At 53.4% G+C, this 19734-nt stretch carries 13 protein-coding genes and 1 pseudogene; 5 read left to right on the top strand and 9 right to left on the bottom strand.

Annotated features, from left to right (window positions below; translation table 11 throughout):
* Positions 1 to 171: 171 nt before the first annotated feature.
* The 6 genes from F0155_RS21705 to hsdR all read right to left on the bottom strand — a co-directional run bounded on the left by F0155_RS21705 (position 172) and on the right by hsdR (position 8847).
* Positions 172 to 642, bottom strand: coding sequence for a hypothetical protein (locus tag F0155_RS21705; protein ID WP_150526669.1), 471 nt, complete (start codon positions 640 to 642; stop codon positions 172 to 174).
* A 49-nt stretch (positions 643 to 691) separates the two neighbouring features.
* Positions 692 to 1570: a hypothetical protein gene (locus tag F0155_RS21700; RefSeq protein ID WP_150526668.1), complete on the bottom strand. Its 879-nt coding sequence runs from the start codon at positions 1568 to 1570 to the stop codon at positions 692 to 694.
* 36 nt (positions 1571 to 1606) lie between these two features.
* Positions 1607 to 2965 carry a restriction endonuclease subunit S gene (locus F0155_RS21695; protein ID WP_150526667.1) on the bottom strand — a complete coding sequence of 453 codons (1359 nt, stop codon included), beginning with the start codon at positions 2963 to 2965 and terminating at the stop codon, positions 1607 to 1609.
* Positions 2962 to 3885, bottom strand: a complete 924-nt coding sequence (locus tag F0155_RS21690; RefSeq protein ID WP_150526666.1) for a GIY-YIG nuclease family protein — start codon at positions 3883 to 3885, stop codon at positions 2962 to 2964. The genes F0155_RS21695 and F0155_RS21690 overlap by 4 nt, the downstream gene beginning before the upstream one ends.
* Positions 3882 to 5360, bottom strand: a complete 1479-nt coding sequence (locus tag F0155_RS21685) for a class I SAM-dependent DNA methyltransferase (protein WP_150526665.1) — start codon at positions 5358 to 5360, stop codon at positions 3882 to 3884. The genes F0155_RS21690 and F0155_RS21685 overlap by 4 nt, the downstream gene beginning before the upstream one ends.
* Positions 5361 to 5427: 67 nt before the next feature.
* Positions 5428 to 8847, bottom strand: coding sequence for a type I restriction-modification system endonuclease (gene hsdR, locus F0155_RS21680; RefSeq protein ID WP_150526664.1), 3420 nt, complete (start codon positions 8845 to 8847; stop codon positions 5428 to 5430).
* A gap of 349 nt (positions 8848 to 9196) precedes the next feature.
* Between hsdR and F0155_RS21675 the strand changes: the two genes are divergently transcribed.
* From F0155_RS21675 to F0155_RS21655, 5 genes are read left to right on the top strand one after another with little or no spacing between them, the layout of a single operon-like run.
* Positions 9197 to 10042 (top strand): hypothetical protein, encoded by an 846-nt coding sequence (locus tag F0155_RS21675; RefSeq protein WP_208999410.1) that lies wholly within the window; start codon positions 9197 to 9199, stop codon positions 10040 to 10042.
* Entirely contained in the window at positions 10039 to 10914 is an 876-nt protein-coding gene (locus tag F0155_RS21670) for a HesA/MoeB/ThiF family protein (protein WP_150526662.1), read from the top strand. Before F0155_RS21675 ends, F0155_RS21670 begins: the two co-directional genes overlap by 4 nt.
* Positions 10914 to 12116, top strand: a complete 1203-nt coding sequence (locus F0155_RS21665; protein ID WP_150526661.1) for a hypothetical protein — start codon at positions 10914 to 10916, stop codon at positions 12114 to 12116. The genes F0155_RS21670 and F0155_RS21665 overlap by 1 nt, the downstream gene beginning before the upstream one ends.
* Positions 12109 to 13197, top strand: a complete 1089-nt coding sequence (locus F0155_RS21660; protein ID WP_150526660.1) for a GNAT family N-acetyltransferase — start codon at positions 12109 to 12111, stop codon at positions 13195 to 13197. The genes F0155_RS21665 and F0155_RS21660 overlap by 8 nt, the downstream gene beginning before the upstream one ends.
* Entirely contained in the window at positions 13194 to 14177 is a 984-nt protein-coding gene (locus tag F0155_RS21655) for a hypothetical protein (protein WP_150526659.1), read from the top strand. Before F0155_RS21660 ends, F0155_RS21655 begins: the two co-directional genes overlap by 4 nt.
* Positions 14178 to 14203: 26 nt before the next feature.
* On the opposite strand, the gene F0155_RS21650 is transcribed toward F0155_RS21655, so the two are convergent.
* The 3 genes and pseudogenes from F0155_RS21650 to F0155_RS21640 form a co-directional block, all read right to left on the bottom strand.
* Positions 14204 to 15853 carry a c-type cytochrome gene (locus F0155_RS21650; RefSeq protein ID WP_150526658.1) on the bottom strand — a complete coding sequence of 550 codons (1650 nt, stop codon included), beginning with the start codon at positions 15851 to 15853 and terminating at the stop codon, positions 14204 to 14206.
* A 470-nt stretch (positions 15854 to 16323) separates the two neighbouring features.
* Positions 16324 to 17154: a helix-turn-helix domain-containing protein gene (locus tag F0155_RS21645; RefSeq protein ID WP_161599875.1), complete on the bottom strand. Its 831-nt coding sequence runs from the start codon at positions 17152 to 17154 to the stop codon at positions 16324 to 16326.
* A gap of 917 nt (positions 17155 to 18071) precedes the next feature.
* Positions 18072 to 18424, bottom strand: a pseudogene (locus F0155_RS21640) (transposase); the annotation flags it as partial.
* Positions 18425 to 19734 lie beyond the last annotated feature (1310 nt).

Below are 19734 nucleotides of genomic sequence, written 5' to 3'. Positions count from 1 at the left end.
GCTGCTCCTAAAAGGCCAAGCCAAAATCATTGGGTTTTTGCGGGTGTCCAGCTGGCGAACCTACGACGACGCCGTCAAGACGCCGCCAAAACCCGCGAAAGTGCAGACCCGCACCTCCGTGGCGTCCCGAGGCGGTTTCGGCAGCCGCTCAAGCGGCGGCTTTCGGGGAGGTTAGTGCCCGGGGGAAATGTCCCGTTCGTAGACGAGCCCCGCACGTCGGGACGGGTTGGCGCTTACTTCCGGATAGACAAATTCATCCTTGATGTATCGGGCAATGGCATTTGGGTCCGGATCCGGTTTTTCCGAGCTTTCTTGGCCACCCTCTGGATAAAGCCACTCCATTGCCTCATCTGTCTGCAGCCACAATGCCACTTTCTCCGCGGAGGGCAGTTCGCCAACATAGCCCTCGACGATGTTTGTGATCATTTCATCGTAATATTCGTAAAGCCCGATGTCGGAGAACTCCTTGTCGAGGCAGATGAGATCCCACAGGTTAAGCTCCTGGCTCGTATCAACCCAGCTATCTCCCGGATCGATTTGACGCAAATACCGAATGGTCTTGCGTGACAACTTTTCTGCGACGGGCTGTATCAGATCACGCAGCGCACGGCGGTACTTGTCGTCTGCCTCATCAAAACTCATGCATGCATCCTGCTTGCGATGCCGGGGATCACTTTCGTCTGCGTGGCCTTCACGCATCGCTGATATCACCCTCGGCACTTGCGGCTTTGGGGCCGTAGGTGGCGTCATAGATATCGCTGAGGCTTACGTCACCGACAAACCAATGCCGGTTTCGGTCATTGGAAACGCCATACTCTTTCGCAAGACTATTGGTGAGCGCTGTCAAGGACAGCTCCCTACCGCGCCACAAAAGGGTTCTGTTTGTATGGACAGTGATGTCTTCCTCGGGTGCGGGCCTGAAAGTCAGCCGCGTCCCGATCTCGAGGCCGCATTGAAAAAAGCCGATCGGGGGTCTGGGGCCGCGTGGAGTTTCTGCTTTCATGGAGGTTTTCGGAGCGCTCGTCGCAGCTTGCGGAAGTGGTTTTGCCTTGGGGCTGTAGTCCGGAATGTCCCGGTCGGGCCAAACTGCGCGAACGGGGTCGTGGGGGCCGTCGGTGTTCTCCCGCAGCCACGTTGCGAAATCGACCTGCTCCATTGGCAGGACCCGAAATTCAGCAATGAACGGACTGTCCGAAAACCGGTCCAGGCGCTCCAGCCACCTGTTCGGTTTGTTGAAGCGCTGGTGCAGGGTCATGTGGCAGGGGCCGCAGATGGGTGTGGCCGCAAAGGGGTCGAGATAGTCTTCCGCGTGAAACTGCGTTCGCTCGGTCGAGCCGCACAGGGAACATCCGGCCTTGGTCGACAGAAACCCTTTACGGCGCAGCACCTGCATCACCTGTTCCGTGCGCTTGCGCTCGTCAGCAGAAAAGCCGTTGTAACTGTTGTTGCCGTCATATCTGGTGCGAGGCAGCTGTTTGATCGGTATGTCGGACGTCAATGCTTCCGGTGAATTCCGCTGAGACCAGCGACGGGAGATTTCATAAAGACTTGCGAGCGAGAACTGCGTCACGCGAATTACCCTTGTTTCCTGTGATATCTTGAAAACCTAAACCCTCTTCCCCCGGCCCCGTTTTGGCTTGGGGGCAGCGGCGCGGTTGGCTTTGATGCGGGCGAGGAGGGTGGAGGCGGGTTCGTCGGTGGGGTCTTGCGGTACAAGCTCGCCGCGAAACGCCTTGGCGAGAATGGCCTCGTCCAGCTTGTCCGTCAGCTCCAACGCCCGCTTCGCCTCCGCCGCCAGCCGGTCGATTTTGTCAAACGCACTCTCGATACGGCGGACGATTTCTTTTTGTTCGGCTAAAGGCGCGAGTTGCAAAGGCACCCTCGCCAGTGCTGTTTGAGGCAGGTGCTTAATCGTTGTCCCCGTAAAATGCCGATCGAGTTCTTTGATCTGTGCAAGCCAAGTTATTTGATGGTAGAGGAAATTTGCATCTAGATTAGCTTTGGTACGAACGCGTAGAAGCGCTTTCTGGAAGGAAATTTCGGTCGCTCCGCCCTGCCAGACTGCGCACCTGCCAGGTTCGCCGCCTTCGCAAACCATCAGGTCACCATCTTTCACATCAAATTTCGACCGCTCTTCGTCGGTCATTTTCATCGAGAGCAGATCTGACAGGTCGAAGGATCCCCAACGAACGTTTATGTTTCGCAGATAGCGAGTGGATTCACCTTTATTTTTCGCTTTATCAAGCATCTTTCCTAGACGCAGATCAGCTTCATTACCAATCATCGTGGAAAGCCAGCCGGCAGCGTCGTCGGAACGTACTATTCGCCAATCCGTCGTCAACTCCCCCGAAAACGCCTTGGAGAGGATGGCTTGTTTGTAGCGGGTGACGAGGCTGTCGATGCGGGCGAGGTCTTTGCGGGCGCGGGCGGAGTGGGCGCTCAACGCATCCAGCTTCGCCACAATCCTCTTCTGCTCGGCAAGGGGGGGGAGAGGGAGCGGTATTTGTGCTAATGTCTTAGATGAAAGATGCTTAACCGTAACTGAGGAAGTATTTTTGTTGATTAGCGAAAGATACGGAGGTAGTGCTTTTCGTAAAAAGTACTTATTATAGTGGTTCTCCAGAGCATCTATTTTACATACTCGTTGATTGAGAAGTGCTTTGGGGCCTTCCCAAAGATTGCAGTTAAAGTCACCGTCCATTCCTACTAGCAAATCGTTTCTGTGTACCCAATATCCTTCAACGATTTGACCATCGAAGAACGTTTCGGTGGATCCGGAAACGACATTTCTAATTCGAATAACTGGGACGCCGTTGCCCGATTTGAAGCCGTCGGATTTCCAAGGATGACCATTGGAAATTGAAGCAACTGCTCCGAGTTCAACACGCTCCCAATGAGGTGCGCACTGCACTAGACGACTTTCAGAGCGAGTAACGAGTTCCGCTACATTTTCAGAAAAGCTCATTCTGCACCCTCCTGCCGGGCAGCTTCGGTCTGTTGCCAATCGTGATAGGTTTTCTTCTCGCCCTTCACCTTCCAATCGGTTCGTCCATTGCTGTTGCGGTCCAGCACGATTGATGCGGCGGCTGACGGGCTGGAGAAAGACCAGGGCCGGGAAAAATTCAACTTTCCATCCGAGGGGACCAACACGGCATCCTCGATCAGCTTCTGTTTCAAAGCTGCATAGCTGTTGTGAGCATAACCTGCATCGGCTACCGCTTCCGAGCCTTCCAGCACGATGAACTCCCCGTCTTCTTCCACGGCGGTGGCAGTCACGCCGCTCTTGTGGCGGATTTCAAATTGCACTTCGCCGCTTGTGCGCTCGGCCACCGGTTTCTGCGTCTCGCTGACGGCCCTTGGCTGCGGCTTCAGCATGTCGAGGCCGATGACCGGCAGGATAATCTTCAGGTTGGCGAGGAACTGTTCCATGTTCGCCCGGTCAGCTTCCGGCAGGCGGCGTCGGCCCGTTTCCGGCTGGGTGCCGTTGTCCAGCGCCACACGCCCGGCCTGATGGGTCAGCTCGATCAGCCGCGCTTCCAGATATTCCGCATGGCCTTTGGACAGGTCATCATCGCTGGTGGTGATGGTGATGGCGGTTTCCCAAAACTCCCGCTGCACCGCGCTCTGGCGAATACGCTCTGCAACGGAGTTGCCGGAGCCAACATAGACCCGTGTGCGCCCCGCCTGATCCGGGTCGGGACCGGCGAGAATGTAAATGCCGGTGCGGTCTACCTCTTCGCGGGCAGTCAAGGCCCCAAAGGCCGAAGCCCCGCTGACGAACAGCATGCCCGTCCAGCCGTGAATGGTGGCCTTGCGCAGGCCTGTCGGCTTGCCATCCACCAGAAAGAGCTGGATAGTGCGCCCGAAAATCTCCCCAACGCTCATTCCGCCGCCTCGGATGCGGTGACGGTTTGCGGGTCTTCCAGCTCTGCGGAGAGCGCTTCGATCTCGGACATAGCCGATTGAAGGTGGCCGAGGATGGCGACGGCAATGTCTTCCGGCTCGGTGAGACCGTCTTCAGCTTCCTCCTCTTCCTCGCGCAGCCAGGAAATGTCCAGATTGTCGCCACGCGCGGCAATCTCTTCGCGGGTAAAGCAACGCCAGCGGCCTTCCTCACCCTGATCTTCCCCGCGCTCCTTGCCGTGCGGATCACCGCCAAACGCTTTTTCGAACTCGACAAAATGATCGGTGTTCAGCTGGTTGGTCTTGCCGAATTTTGGCATTTGCGCCCGAAGGTCATAGAACCAGACCTCGTCAGTGGTGTTGGTCTCGGTCTTGCCGCGTGTGAAGAAAATGACGTTGGTCTTCACGCCTTGCGCATAGAAGATGCCGGTGGGCAGGCGCAGGATGGTGTGCAGGTCGCACCAGTTCATCAGCATCTGGCGCAGCGCCTTGCCGCGTCCATCTTCAAACAGCACATTGTCCGGGACAACAATCGCCGCCCGGCCTCCGGGGGTGAGGGCGCGGATGCAGTGCTCGACAAAGGGCAGTTGATAGGAAGAGACATTGGCGGTTTCCGTCAGATCGCCGCGCGTTGGCGCGCCGCCAGCTGGACCAAAGGGCGGGTTGGTCAGGATCAGGTCCGCCTTGCCGAGTGCCGTTCCCCTGTCGGACAGGGTGTCGCCGAGATCAATATGGTCGCTGTCCAGATCATGCAGGTAAAGGTTCATGAGGAGGAGGCGAAGCGTGCCCGGTACGTTCTCCAGCCCGCGAAAGGCCAGCTTCTTCTGAAATTCCTGCTGTTTTGCCGAAAGATCAAAATAGTCGTCCGTTTCGGCCCGCATGGCCTTGTCGGCGGCAATCAGAAAACCGCCGGTGCCGGAGGCCGGGTCCTGAATGATTTCACCGGGTTTTGGCTGCATCAACCGCACCAGCACATCAATCAGCACACGGGGTGTGAAATACTGCCCGGCACCGCGCTTGGTTTCTTCCGCGTTTTTCTGCAGCAGGCCTTCATAAAGATCGCCGAACTGGTCGCGCTCGTCGGAAAACCAGTCCAGTTCGTCGATGGCGGTGACGATTGTGGTCAGGTTCTGCGGTTCGCGGATGAAGGTGGAGGCATTGTCGAAGATCTTCTGCACCATACGCGGCACATCGGCTTCCGGATCCCCCAGCTTGGTCAGGGCCTCACGATAGACACGCAGCTTTTGCAGCGGCTCGGCCTTTACCAGCGCTTCCCAGCGATAGGCTTCGGGAACAAGGTCCGTTTCCTTTAGCTGGCCACTCTTCGTGCGTTCGCTAATCATCTTCAGGAACAGCAGATACGTCAGCTCGGTGACATATTGCTGATAGGTGATGCCATCCTTGCGCAGGACGGAGCAAAGGCGCCAGAGTTTTTGGACAATGGAATTGGCGTTCATCGGGTGTCCACGGCTTTTGTTTTATGTGTGAAACGGGGGATACCGGCTCTTTCGGCACATTGCCAGCTCAGGCGGCAGATGTCCCCCAGATTGCTTCGTTGAATTCGTGCAGGACCGCGTCGAGATCGCCGTCGAATTCTCGGGTGATGCGGGCAAATCCGCCCTTGTCGGCGAAGACGCCCTGATCCAGCAAGGTCGGGTCTGCGACGGGCTTGTCCTTCAAGGCGCGGCCAATGCGGCGCAGCCAGTCCTTCTGGCGCTTTGTCCAGTCGCGGGAGCGTTCGATCTTTTCAATCGCCGCGTCCACGCGCTGGCTGTAGGGCACCAGCGGATCGCCCAGAGCTGCCTGACGCACAAAGCCAATGATATGGGCCGCAATATCAGCGTTTCGTGCCTTGCCATAGGCCGCTCGGAGCATGGACTCCGAATAGTTTTCCTCGTCCAGCAGGGCTGCAAGTTCCGACAGTTCCTTGCGGGTTAAATCGCGCGGCTTCTGCGTCACTGCAATCAACGCCGGGATGGTGTTCATGTTCTGGCGCACAAACCGCTCGAAACCCTCGATATAATCCTCGGGCCGGGTGTTCTTGCCGAAGATCTCCTCGATGCGCAGGAGTTCGTCTTCGTGGGTCGAGATGGTGACACTGTCGTCTGGCGACGTCTTTCGAACCGGCTTGCGCTGCAGCAGTTCCGCAGCGCGCGGGTATTTTTTCAGCCAGTTTTGTACCTCTTCGCCCGCCTTGGTGGAGAGGGCCTCCACTGCGTCTTCAGGTGTCTGGCCTGTGTGCCGCTCGAAACTGGTGCGCGTTTCCTCGTCAATCTGGCCCGCCAGCTTGCGCATCTTGACGATCACTTGTCCGGCAACCCAATCCCGATCGTCCTTGTCAGGCGCGTTTTCAAGATCGGTCAGCAGTTGATCAAGCGAGATATCCGGTTTGACGACGACCGGGCGCATGTCGGACATTTCCTGCAGTTCGGCATAGACATCGACGGCGTCGTAAATCCGGAAATGCTCCTTGCCGATTTCCGGGCAGAGGCGTGTGGCGCGGCCAATCATCTGATCATACAGAATGCGGCTTCTGACACGCCTCAGGAACACCAGATTGCAGATGGAAGGGACATCGACGCCGGTTGTCAGCAGATCCACGGTGACCACGTATTTGGGCAACGGATCGTTCTTGAACCTCAGGATATGAGGTTGCGAGTTCCCGTTGTCCGTCTTCCCGGTGATTTTCTGGACCATGCCCTGTGGCACGGCATCGTCGCCATATTCTTCCTTCAGCTCTTGGATGAGCAGGCGGACAACGTCATCGGCGTGATCGTCTCTTGCAGCAAAGATAAGCGTCTTTCCGGGACTGTCGGGTGGAATTTCCTGTGCCAGCGCCTGACAGACCGTTCGGTTGAAGTTCTCTGAATAGACCTTTCGATTAAAAGCCGCGAGATCGTATTCAAGATCAACGTCGTCAGGTAGCTCGAAGAGCTCGGTTGCGCCGGTCCTGCGGTCGATGATTTCGACCTCTTCGCCACCCTTGAACGTGATCCCGGCTTCAGCAAGCGCTGTCGTGATCCGTTTTGGCGGGAGATGATCAATCAGATAGCCTTCAATCACCGCCTGTCGGTAGCCGTAGTGAAAGACCGGGTGTCCGAAAATCTCGCGGGTGTGCAACGCAGGTGTTGCTGTGAGCGCGATTTTCACGGCGTCGAAATAATCCAGGACCTGCCGGTATGCGGACTGGTAGTCATCCAGATTGCGGAAGACGATATCCGTCTCTCTCAGCTCGGCGTCAAGCGTGTAACCCCGGTGAGCTTCGTCGACGATGATGCAGTCATAGGTGCCAGGTGTCGGGCGGCCAGAGGGATCATCGGTGCCCATGATCCGTGCAATCAGCGACTGGACCGTTGCGATCTGAACCCGCTGCTCCGGCTCTGGGAGTTTTTGTTCCAGCCCGGCAAAACCGTAGATCTGGGAAAAGTTGCGCAGCGCTTCAATTTCAGTGGTCTTGAGGGCGTCTTCGGTCTGTTTGCCGAGCGCCTTCCGATCCACCAGAAACAAGATGCGCTGGAAGCGGGAGTGCTTCAGCAACCGATACATGAGGGCAATGCTGGTTCGGGTTTTTCCGGTCCCGGTTGCCATTGAAATCAGGATGTCGCGTTGACCGCCTTTGACAGCGTCCTCAATGGCTGAGATCGCCTCTTCCTGATAAGGGCGGAGCTTGCCCTTGCCGAAGGCTTCTTCTTCCAGAGCATCATGCGATGCATCAATATCGGTTTCCAGCTTGGCCAACAGGTCCTTGGGGGCAAACCATTGCGGCAAAGCGTCCGGTTGATTGCTGGTTCGGCGCAGATCGCAATACCAGATGCCTGATTTTGTTTTCCATTGGCGAACGTAGGGACGACTGTTGGTCGCAAATGCAAATGGCACGCGGTACGGATCATCAAGGCCATGCTTCCAGGGACCATCCGGAGCGGCGTTTTCAGGGGCCAGCTTGATGCATTTGGCATAGCGCTGCGCTTGGGTCAGAACGCCGGGAACATCGGCGGCCTCGCGTTTTGCCTCAACAACACCAACGCAAATCAAGCCAACAAAGAGCGCATAATCCACGGGACCTGTATCCGTCGGCCATTCGGATATTGCCAGATTTCGTCCCTTTTCCGGGCGAGTTCCCTTTGAGAAACTCAGCTGCTGGCTATCAGCTTCCCAGCCCATCTCGATCAATTGCAGATCAATGAGAAGGCGGGTGTCCCGCTCGTCCAGTTCGATCTTGCTGGCGGCTTCGCGGCCTGCGTTTTTACGTTCCCGCAGGACCTGATCAGGCTCAGCTTTTGCCTTGGCTTGAAGCTCAGCAAGCTTTTTCTCCAGCTCTGCCTTTGTTGCTTCCTGTTCGAGAGCGGACTGCTCCCAAACCGCGCTCTCTTCGCTCGCCTGTTGCGCCAGTTCTTCAAGCGCAGCCTTTGCCACACGAAGCTCTTCAGCTTCCGCTTCCGTTTGAGCGAGCTTTGCCGCACTTGTTTTGACTTCAGATCGCAAGCGAAGCAATTCGGATTTCAGTCCGTCGTCGGCAACTTCCGGATCTCTGGGTGGAACGAACGGGCCCGGCTTGAAGTTTGGGTCGCGTCCAAATGACCTTCTGTACCAGACGCCAAGGGCGCGGCAGAGTTTCAGGGCCGAGAGAGCTTGTCCTGGCGTGCCCACATATTCGTGTGCTGCCTCATTGCCTTGCTTGCGAACCGCATGAAAAACACGCGCCACTTCTTCCGGCAAGATTTGCTGCGCCGAGAGCCTTTTGAGCAGATTTGCTGTGGTTTCCTGTTCTTCGGGGCGATAGTCGCCGGAAAGGGCAGCCACTTCCTTGACCATCAATTCAGCAAACTGCCGACTTTTCATAATAGATGTATTAGCATCTTGCGCGAAGAACCGTTCCGCCAACACACCAAGACGGTGCAGCTGCGGATTCAAAGGTTTAAGATGATCAAAGTTTACTGACGACATCTCTGAAAGAACCGATTGAAATTAAAGGGTTATATTTGTCCCGGTTATGCAGAGCTGTCAATCATTCTCGGAAAAGTTGTCAATATGAAGTTTAAGGCGGAGATTGGCATCGCCCCTAAAATCAACAGCACATAACGCAAAGGTAATTCTTTTATTGTAATGATTATCAATCGCGCTGAGGGTTCAGCCATTTGGTGCATTTGGGCCTGAAAAGAAGATTTCAGAGTTTTAAAGATCGTTTCGGATGTACGAGGCTTTTAAAAAGACATTTTCAAAAGATCATCTCGATCTTGTTCTTCTAACGTCCAAGGATCATGAAACGCGCATAGTCGAGTTTCCCGGCAGGTGGATGACTCAAGATGAGCTTCAGGAACTGCGCGAAGCTCTGATTTCCGTTGCTTCCAAGACGCTGGCTCGGGGGTCTTTGACCTATGGCGTGTTCAAGGCGGACGGGAGTGGACTGAGAGATACCGTCATTACCTTGATCCGGGACCGGTCTTCCGGGCAGCCGATTGCCTTTAATGCTTTGGCGGTCATGGAAGTGGCGCATGGCAGTGCGACCGCAACCGTACTGCATCTGGGACTAGTAATGGTTGATCCCGGGCAGCGGTCGCGTGGTTTGTCGTGGGTGCTCTATGGTCTGACTTGCCTGTTGTTTTTACTGCGCAATCAATTGAGGCCGTTCTGGATTTCGAATGTGACGCAGGTTCCGGCAATTGTCGGAATGGTCGCAGAGACTTTTTCAGCAGTTTATCCGCAACCCGATGATCGAAGTCGAAGAAGCATCGAGCACCTTCTGCTGGCCCGGGAAATCATGGCCAATCATCGGCATGTCTTTGGAGTGGGGGCGGAAGCCGAGTTTGATGAAGCGCGTTTTGTAATCGGCAATGCTTACACGGGCGGATCTGAAGACCTGAAGAAATCCTTTGACGTGGCGCAGAAGCACCGGGACGAGAAATACAACTCCTTCTGCAAGGACAGTCTCGATTACGAACGCGGGGATGATTTTCTGCAAATCGGCAGAATGGATATTCTCGCTTCTAAAGACTATCTGATGAAGTCTGTCCCGCGTCGGTCTGTTCTGGTCGTTGGCGCCGCCGCGTTTTTCATATCGCTGCAGCGCGTGCTTCTTCCCATCATTTACTGGTTTGATACTTCCCGGCCATGGCGCAGATTGCGTGCGAGAAACACATGACAGGTTTCGATTATTCAGAGTTCACAACCCGCAATATAGGCTTTGTTAGCGCCGAGGAGCAGCAAAACCTTCGCGATGCTACGGTGTTCGTATGTGGAACGGGAGGCATGGGTGGGGCCTGTGTCTTTGCGTTGGTGCGCGCGGGCATCGGCAGGTTGATTCTGGCGGATATTGATGAATTCGAAATATCCAATATGAACCGCCAAGCATTCGCCTTCATGGACACGGTTGGTCAACACAAGGCGCATGCGACGGCGGAGATCTGTCGCCGGATCAATCCTGAGGTCGAACTGAAGGTGCTCGATGAAGGCTGGACCAGTGCCGTAGAAGAGTGCGTGTCTGAAAGTTTGATCATCGTCAATGGTACCGATGATTTGGCTGCATCCCTTCTTCTCTATCGCACCGCAAAGGTGCACGGAAAGACGGTTATTGACGCCTATGCATCACCACTTCCATCCATCTATGTAACGCGGCCAAGCGATCCTGCCCCTGAACAGCGTCTAGGCTACCCAACTCCCGACACGCCTTGGAATGCAATAACGGCTGACCAGCGATCTGAAGCGTTTTTGCGTGAGCTCGAATATGTGGTAATTCACTCTTCGTCCAGAAGTCATGTCGATCTGACTGTTGCTGGCGAAGTTGCTGCAGGAAAAAGAAGCCGCATGTCTTTTGCACCCATGGTGCTCACGACCGGCATGCTGATGGCCTATGAAGTGATCAATGGTGTGCTTGGAAACAAGCACGGTGCGGACTGTCGCGGCTGGTTCCTAAATCCCTATTCTGGTCGTATCGAACATCCTCGAAGTGCAATTGCTGCAAGTTTACTTCGTCCCCTGGTGCGCAGGTTCTTGTCGAACATGATGGGCACCTGATGATGTCAGCCACCCTTGTTGCGGACAGTTTCGTCTCTGTCGCGGCCATTGCCGGGCTGCTGATCCTGTACTTCAGCATGCGAAAGGCCGAGCGCGCGGAATGGATCAACCGACGGTTTGGTTTCGTCATTCAGGCTCTGATCTGCCTGATGGCGACCCGTGTGCTCTATTGGGTCACCGATTTGAGCCTTTTCCGAATTCTCAATATGGCCTCTGCTGGGCTGGTGCCCTTGTCCATGCTGTTGCTCAGCGAAGGCTTGATGCGTCGGCATGCACCTCTCGTCTTCAAATTTTTTGCAACCGCTGGTGCCGTGGTTTTCGTCCTTGGGGCCCCTTTTGAAGCCCTCTATCTGAACTCCAGCATCATGATTGGCCTGCTGGTCTTTCAGGTTATTTCCATCATCGCAATTGGTGCCTGGGTCGTCATCCGCGACAGGTCTGAACTCGAAGCCGGTGAGAACCGGATCATTGATCGCCTGTCCTGGGCTCTTTTGTTGATCATCCCCTTTGCCATCAGTGACTTTCGGATCGGTATTCTTGATTTTCCCGTTCGTCTCTCGGGAGTTGCCATTCTTTTCCTTTGCTGGCTGTCGCTCAGCCTCAACAGGGTCCGCGTTCACCACATTCAAATTGTCTATTCTATGCTCCTTTTTGTTGTCGGGAGCGGAGTTGCCATTGCGACGATTGGCATTATTGCAGGATTGGATTGGCCCCAAATGGTCCAGTCGGGTGCGATTATTCTGAGTACGGGGCTTCTTCTTCAGGTGCGCGCGGAAGCAAAGGCACATGTCGAAGATGATGAGAGAAGCAGTCTTATGCAGTACATGGCCCGTCATGATGGGGCTGATGTAAAGCTGTTTCTTCAAGGGTTACAGGAACATCGGCTGGTAGCCCATCCGCTTTTGCTCGAAGAGGGCGACCTTGGCGATTTTGATGCAAGCCTTCGTGACCACCTTCGCCGGACTAAGATCGTGACAGCTTCCAGATCTATGAAGGGGGCTGATGGCAGTGTTGCCGAGCAGGTCGGTTGGTTGCTTGGAAAGTACAACGCTACGCACGCTATTTTTGCGGGAGACGCGCCCTTTCAGTTGGTGGTGTTGAATTTGCCGAGTTTGACCGGAGAGCCCGATACGGATGTGGAACTCTCTGTCGTCCAACGTCTCCTTGAATTGATGTCCAGAGTTGGAAAAACAGATGATTGAAATACGCGAGCGTGATTTCGAGGGCTTCTTTTCGGTGCCATTCAATGTGTATGGCGAAAAAGAGCATTACGTTTCGCCCATGAAGGCAGACCTGCGAAAAATGCTGTCTGAGCAAAATCCGCTCTTTTCAGGTTCTGAGGATTTTACCTATCTGACCGCTTTTGAAAACGGCACGGCAGTTGGTCGGATCGTCGTTCATATCCATCATGCGTCCAATACTAGGCACCAGACAGAACAGGCAAGCTTCGGTTTCTTTGACTGCCGAAACTGCAGTGAGACAGCGCGTCTTTTGCTCCAGAGTGCGGAAACGTGGGCTCGCGAGCAGGGAATGAGCGAGATTGCCGGAAACTTCAATTTGACCGCCATGCAGCAGTGCGGGGTGCAGACAGACGGTTTCGAGAAACCCGGTTACACCGACATGGTTCAGAACCCGCAGCACATTCCGCAGCTGCTTCGAGAAAATTGCTTTGAGCCCTACTTCCCGATGACGACCTTCGAGGTTGATCTTGCAGAGGCTACATTCACAGGTAAGGAATTGCCGGATGCCTCTCGCTACACCTTTCAGGAAGTCGAAAAGAAGGGGTTCAAACAGCGGATGGAAGAAGCGCGGGCCGTATTGAATGACGGTTTCGAGCAAAACCCGATGTTCGTCCCGCTGACTCCGAAAGAGTTCATCTTTCAGGCGGGCGAAATGATGACAATTCTGGATCCACGTCTGTCGTCCGTGGTCAAACTGGATGGAAGGCCGGTGGGCGTTGTGATCTGCATTCCGGACTTAAATGGATTTTTGAAAGCTACACGTTCAAAATTTGGTATTTCGACGCCTTTTCACTACCTGAAGTATCGTCTTGGCCGTCACCGGGCAGTGATCATTTTCTATTCCGTTGCCTCCGCTCAGCATGGGCTCGGAATCATGGGAGCAATTCTAGATCAAACGGTGTCTGCCTTGAAGGGGGCAGGGTACCGCCAGCTCGGTGTCACGTGGATTGCGGACGCGAACAAGCCAAGCTTGAGGCAGGTGGAAAAACTGGGCGCCAAACCACTGCACCGTCTTCACCTCTTCAAGAAGTCTCTGTCATGACGACCCTGCCACTACACGACTTCATACGCGAGGCAAGCCTTGCTCCGAGTGTGCATAACGTGCAGCCCGTGCGGTGGAAGATCGAAGAGCACGGTCTTCAGATGTTTCTGGACACGCGGTGCCGACTGCCTCACGGCGATCCGGAGAATCATGATGCTTTAATGAGCGCTGGAGCTGCTCTGGAGGGCATCAACCTCGCCGCATCAAAATATGGGAAGACGGTCAAATTTCACCCTGCTTCAACACTTATCGAGGTGCCAGGCCTTCACTATCTTGGACTGATCGAGTTCGAAGATGGAGACGCAGAAGACCCTCTTTCGTCGTTTGTCGAAAGCCGGTTTTCCTGGCGTGGAAAATTTCAAACTTCAACGCGAAAAATGCGGGATTCAGCTGCCCGATTGGCAGGGGCTGATTGTCATGTGTTCAACGACCCGGCGGATTTGGGGGAGGTTGCTGAGCTGTCCGATCAGGCGAGCCTCAACTTCATGTCGGGTCGAGGCTTTAGGGGCGAGTTGGTTTCGTGGATGCGATTTTCCCGAAGCCACCCCCGATGGTCACTTGATGGCCTCAACGCTGACGCGATGCAGATGAATCGGCTTGAGGCGTTTGCGGCATCAATTCTGCTAAGGCGTCCGTTCGGTTGGCTGCAGACGGTCGGATTGGCACGACCTTTGGTCTCCGACGCTAACCGGTTCGAAAACGCAGCAGGCCTCATGGTCCTGCATAGGCCCGTCGGAGAAAACCCGATATCCAGTGGCAGACGTTTTTACCGTCATTGGCTGGAGGTCGAAAAGGCCGGGTTTGTTGCCAACGTGTTGGCAGCACTGGCGGATGATCTCAATTCCCGAAAGACGCTCCAGCGGAAAATGGATTTACCCGAAGATCGAGAGATCTATTCAGCATTTTTGTTCGGGCATCTGCCTCAAGGAGTCGCTCGTCCCGAGAGAGCGCGATTGTCGCTGGACCAGATCGTAACGTAGATAATTGGAGTTTGGGTGACCAAGGTCTACAACAGCTTGAGGAACTCAATCAGGTCCAGCTTGTCGTCGGCTTTCAGGTTTATACCTTGATTGTGACCACCATTACTCTGACCGGAGCGATGGGTTTCATACCAGACCGGCTCGGAAAATGGAGCGTACGCTTCAGGATAGTCACCGTTTTCGGTGTGCCTTAACCCGACTTTCGAAAAATCCAGTGCATGACCACCAATCTTGAAGATTTCGAGACGGTCTGATGGCGTCAGAAGCTGCCAAAGCGAAGGCACAGAACCATTGTGAAGATACGGAGCGGATGCCCAGATGCCTGATAATGGCGGGGCGGCATATTGACCAGTCGGTTTTGCCGAGACAATTTTTCCATATGGTGTCGAGGCGACTGCATCTGCGAGCTGTTTTGTAAAAGACTGCGCCCTCAAGGGATCTGTTCCGACGTCACCTAGCCAATTTGGAAAAAGTGAAAGTTCGGGTCGTTGGTTTGTCCAGTCATATGAGCCGTGACAACTGGCGCAATCCCTTTCATACGTGGCATGTCCAAGCCTTGCCTTGGTGAGGTTAATTGGCCCAGGAAAACCTTGTGGTTTGTAGGTGCTCGCCAGAAAAGTGAATATTGCTTCCGCATCCTTCCGGAAATTATGGGCTTGCGAGGGAGAGACGCCCATACTCGGAATTGTGAAGAACGTCGTGAGGTAAGCCAAGGAGCCTAGATGGCGTTCGTCGATGTCAGTTTTTTTTAATGGCCGTTGTCGGTCGCGGCCCTGCGGAGCATAAGCGCCATCCGCTAATAAGCTTGAGCGCCAAACATGACCTCCAAGTTCAGGAACAGACACTATTCCGTTGTCGCCAATGCCCCCTGCAAGCAAAGGCACCTCAAGCTGATGTTTAAGAGCTGCAACACCATTAGTTGCCCCGGGTAACCCATTTGGAAAGGGAAGCGGGGATGTCTTTTCTTCGAGGGTTGAGATTTTGTCTCGGACGGCAGGAATGGCTAGCCAACGCAAGGTAAGTTCCTCGCGCCAATCCATCTCAGGGAAGAGTAATCTGGCCGTGGCGAGAAGTTCACTCGGTTTGTCGATTTGCCCCCTAATGGCGACAAACACTTCCTGAACAAAACCCTCAATGTTTATGGAGGTGTTTGGCATGCCAAGCCATGCTTTATCTGGCCTTGGATCGCCGTGTTGATCATAGGTGACGCCACCATGACATGCAGGGCAGCCGAGATTCGAAACAAGAAGTTTCGATCCGCCAATCGGAGAGAGGTATCCATAAGTGAAGCCCAGCGGTAACTGGCGATTGTTTGGTTTGACCCCGTCAGGGCGATTGATGGGTTCCGCTGTGGTCAGAAATCCGAACCGCGATAGAATGGTATTTAGGGTGTCTATCGAAACTGCAGCCAAAGGCGTTCGATCTTTTTCCTTTAGCACCAGCGCTGCTGCTACAAGTCGCCACGGCAAGGCATGGCTTTCGAGCGTGTCCATACTCAGCCCACCGAAGTCCGAACCTTCGAATGCCGCGGCGCCGAGAGCGACAGGAGTTGCAAGCTCCGGCGTTTCAGGTCGAGCGATAGACTGCGTTTCCAGCGATGATAGCGCCAATGCAATGACACCGACGGCGGCAAATATTGCAATGCAAATGGCAGGCACACGGGTAGCGAGTGGCACCGATAATATCTCCAAATAATACCCGCTAATCCTAATGGCGGGTTTTTGAGATATCGTTACGTTACACGTCGAGCCGCTGTTTCATATCCTCAGCTGGTCAAGATTCGATATTTGAACTGTTTGGGAGGTAACTCGGGAGTAAATGTTATGAGACATGACCCTGACAAAGAACCTGACACCTCGAAGGAGCAATGTGCGTTTAAACAGCCCACCGCCGCGAATACCCCCTTGGTATGCCAAAGTGCTCGAAAGGACCCGCGAACTCAATTGGTTGTTGGCAAATTGGGTCAGCGTTGAAAGAAATGCGTAGTAGCCCCGAAACATAAACAACAACATAAACATAACGCCTGCAGAGAAATACTACGTGTCCAAGCGTCCAACGCCGCAAATGTCCCCCCTGAGCGATTATTTTCCCCGGAAGGACCCGCGCCGATAAGACCGGCACGGGGGCGTGTGGTATCCGGTTGAACTCAGAAGTTTTTCAGTGCCAGTTCACACATCAATTCTGCTGAACGAATTTCAATCGCTGCTCTCATCGATTGGATGTCGTCGGGCAGTGCATCAGCTTCAAACTTCGCGCGGGTTAGGTGCGAGTTACGTATGGCACTCGTGAAATACGCCAGCGACCGTGGCGGGGCTGTCATCTGCAACAGGAGCTCAGCCACCTTGGGAACAACATCTAGCTCCGGGTGAAACTCTTGATCATACCAGGATTGAAGTACGCTGCCCGCTTGCGAGTTCGGTATCGTATCCAAGTCCAGACCTATGCGCCTCAGCTTTTCGCTGACCATGTCGACATAAACTCGTCGTTCGGCCTGCTTTTCCTCTTCAGTGCCTTCAAGGATCGTCTGGCTGATAAATCGCAGTGGTTTAGCGTAGGTATTCCGCTTGTTCCCATCCTTTGGTTTTTTGGGTTTGGTTTTATTGTGTCTGTTCTTTTGCATGCCGTGCGATGGCGGCAGGGGCTGCACTCCACAGGCGGCATGACCTGCCTCAAAATCGGCAGCGTTGGAACTGGATTCTGGATCATGATCGCGTTGAATGAAGTATCGACACGAACACGTTCCACCATCAGGCCGAGACTGATGTTCGACTGTAAGCCAGCCCGCAATCTTGAGGCAGTCCAGTGAGCGTTGCAGCGTTGAGCGGGCAATGCCAAGTTCGTTAGCAAGACGAATTTGGGAACGTACGACAAGCCCATCCTTGTCGGCGTTGATTGCCAGTGCCGCCAAAACGCGAATATCGATGCTCTTCAATCGACTGTCGGTAATGGCAAGAGCGGGTACCATTGCAAACTGCATGCGTTTGGAAGTCGACTTCCGGCGCGACGGGGAATTGGGTTGGCTCCTCATGAGAAATCCTCCAAGGACGCGAAAAGGCAGTTTGACACTTTCCCTCTAACTATTTGTTTTTGTGTCGCGAGTTTGACATTCTCGGACTTATCAAGTCTCTGATTTTTTGTCAGAATTTCGAGCTTGAAAATCCGCGTGTCGCTGGTTCGATTCCGGCTCTGGGCACCACTCTTCCCTCCCCGATACATGCTCCCTTCGAAAATCGTCTTGTCGTTTCGTGCTGGCCTTTTGCGGCCAATTGCGCACGTTTAGAGAGCAGGTCTTTCCCTTTCAACTCAGATCGCTAAACTGCAGCTCGAGCAGAAGAAGACGATGGGGGCGGATGCGCTGATGTTCTACGTGACTTCGAAGATTGACGCAGCCAAATCGGACCGGTTTTTCCGCAAGAAGGGCCTGACGACACTTGGGGGGAACTATGCGGTTTGGCTGTAGAGAGGCGAAAAAGCAACTTTGTGGTCGGTCTGAAATTTCGCAATGGAGAGTAGTGTGGCATTGCTAGAGTTAATATTCAACATGTTTGTGTCGATTTTTATTATGGCAATGGCAGTATATCTGAGTTCTATTTTTCTTCCGTCATATACTACGTCATATACTTTCATATTTTATAATATAGTTTTATTGTGCTATTGGTTTAATCAGGTGAAAAATTTCATCAAAAAAACTAGGGGGTAAAAGTTGTGGGCGGTAAAATTAAAGGCTCCATTTGGGCTTCGGACCCATAAAATGGCTATGCAAATCAGTTGTAGTTTGATTCAAGCTCCTGAGCAGGAGTTTGATGATGTCTGAGAGCCCGATTCAAAAGTTCATGAGATAAGACAATAGGTTGCGAGCCTGCGTGTCATGACGCGGATGCTTGCAATATAGGTTCATGCAGTAGAGCTTTCGATTGAAGTTTCCAGTCTTTTGCCAGCCTGTGGCACCGTCCGAACCATCCGAATGTGCGTTCCGCCACCCATCGTCGTGGCAGGACGTGCAAGCCTCTGGCGACATCGGAACGTTTGATGATCTCTATTGTCCAGTTGCCGTTGCCCACCAAGGCGGCACGGAGTTTGTCGCCTGTGTAGCCTCCATCGGCAAACACATGCCGCAGCCATGGGAACCGGTAGCGGAAGGCTTGAAGAACACCGGGCGCACCGTCCCGATCCTGAATGTCTGCCGAATGGACCAGCACAAACAGCATCAATCCGAGCGTGTCGTTTCGTGCTGGCCTTTTTCGGCCAATTGCGCACGTTTAGAGAGCAGGTCTTTCCCTTTCAACTCAGATCGCTAAACTGCAGCTCGAGCAGAAGAAGACGATGGGGTGGATGCGTTGTTCTTCTACGTGGCATCAGAATTTGATGCTGCCAAATCGGACCGGTTTTTCCGCAAGATGGGCCTGACGACGCTTGGGAGGAATTATGCGGATGGCTGTGATGGTAATTTAATGTAGTTCGCAAAGTAGAGCCTAGATAAATGACGAGAAAATAAATATAAGCAGGGCGGGATAGGGTTTTGAGTTCAGGTGAAGGTAGAAATAAAAAATTAAAAAGAAATATAGTTATAGCGGTATTCTTATGGATAGCATTCCTATTGATGTATTGTTTTTCATCCAATAGAGAGAATTATTATCTCGGAAAAATGCTTTTATTACTAGTTTTAGTGTCGGTGTATTATATATACCTGCTGATAGTTAGGATAAGGAATAATGGTGAATAATAGTACAGACGCAGAGTGATGTAGAATTACTATAGATATGTATTGGGCCGGGGTTCATCGGAGGTGCGTATGTGGTGTAGGGCATGTGTACCGGATGAATTGGTAGAAGCCTTTAATGATAACACTTCTAGCAATTGAGGTGGGAAATGTTTGAACCACTAAAACCTGAGAAAGTAGCAGATACAGGTGCTATAGGCGTTCTAGCCCTTTTCGTGGGTATACTTGCAAGTGTCGTTTTTCCTGGCGAGCTAGGGAAATGGTTGGCAGGGACAATTGTCATTTTAGGGCTGCTTTTCTCCCTATGTTACCTCTTCAAAAAATGAGTTCAAAACATGCCTGGGTATTAGGTGGTATTGGCCTGCTAGTGGGTGGCAGCCTACCGCGAGTGATATAGTCCGCGGGTGTCGTCAGAACCGAATAGTAATGTGATGGATATTTTGCGATCCAAGTTCGCCAAAGTATAAATAAATTTTGGAACTGATGGTCTAATTTTTGCCGCGAGGGGTTGTTCTGAGGTTTGCCGTTACTGCATGCGACAGCAGAAATAGAGATGGTAGAGGTGTAGCTGAAGAATAGTGTGAATTATGTTGTTCTTTGAATTTTCGGGGTGAACTGGTGATTCACTCATATGATTATGGGAAAAGTGGATGTTCCGACGAATATTTGAATACGGGTTTCGGATCGGATTACGCACCTGCCTTTGTTTCGTTCTTGGCGCTTCAGCCGGTATCTCTTATGCGGCAGATAGCGCGGCTCTATCAGTTGAGGAGCAATCCCAGCTGGACACCCGCAAAAACCTCGCGCTGTTGGATGATTTCTGATTCACTGGCTTCA

The sequence above is a fragment of the Roseibium sediminis genome, assembly GCF_008711325.1.
Lineage (GTDB): Bacteria > Pseudomonadota > Alphaproteobacteria > Rhizobiales > Stappiaceae > Roseibium > Roseibium sediminis.
This window is presented reverse-complemented; position numbering and strand designations above follow the sequence as displayed.

Coding starts and splice junctions, on each gene's coding strand:
- hsdR (WP_150526664.1), bottom strand. CDS start 8,847: ATGTCGTCAGTAAACTTTGATCATCTTAAACCTTTGAATCCGCAGCTG.
- F0155_RS21695 (WP_150526667.1), bottom strand. CDS start 2,965: ATGAGCTTTTCTGAAAATGTAGCGGAACTCGTTACTCGCTCTGAAAGT.
- F0155_RS21655 (WP_150526659.1), top strand. CDS start 13,194: ATGACGACCCTGCCACTACACGACTTCATACGCGAGGCAAGCCTTGCT.
- F0155_RS21665 (WP_150526661.1), top strand. CDS start 10,914: ATGATGTCAGCCACCCTTGTTGCGGACAGTTTCGTCTCTGTCGCGGCC.
- F0155_RS21705 (WP_150526669.1), bottom strand. CDS start 642: ATGAGTTTTGATGAGGCAGACGACAAGTACCGCCGTGCGCTGCGTGAT.
- F0155_RS21645 (WP_161599875.1), bottom strand. CDS start 17,154: ATGCAGTTTGCAATGGTACCCGCTCTTGCCATTACCGACAGTCGATTG.
- F0155_RS21660 (WP_150526660.1), top strand. CDS start 12,109: ATGATTGAAATACGCGAGCGTGATTTCGAGGGCTTCTTTTCGGTGCCA.
- F0155_RS21690 (WP_150526666.1), bottom strand. CDS start 3,885: ATGAGCGTTGGGGAGATTTTCGGGCGCACTATCCAGCTCTTTCTGGTG.
- F0155_RS21670 (WP_150526662.1), top strand. CDS start 10,039: ATGACAGGTTTCGATTATTCAGAGTTCACAACCCGCAATATAGGCTTT.
- F0155_RS21675 (WP_208999410.1), top strand. CDS start 9,197: ATGACTCAAGATGAGCTTCAGGAACTGCGCGAAGCTCTGATTTCCGTT.
- F0155_RS21685 (WP_150526665.1), bottom strand. CDS start 5,360: ATGAACGCCAATTCCATTGTCCAAAAACTCTGGCGCCTTTGCTCCGTC.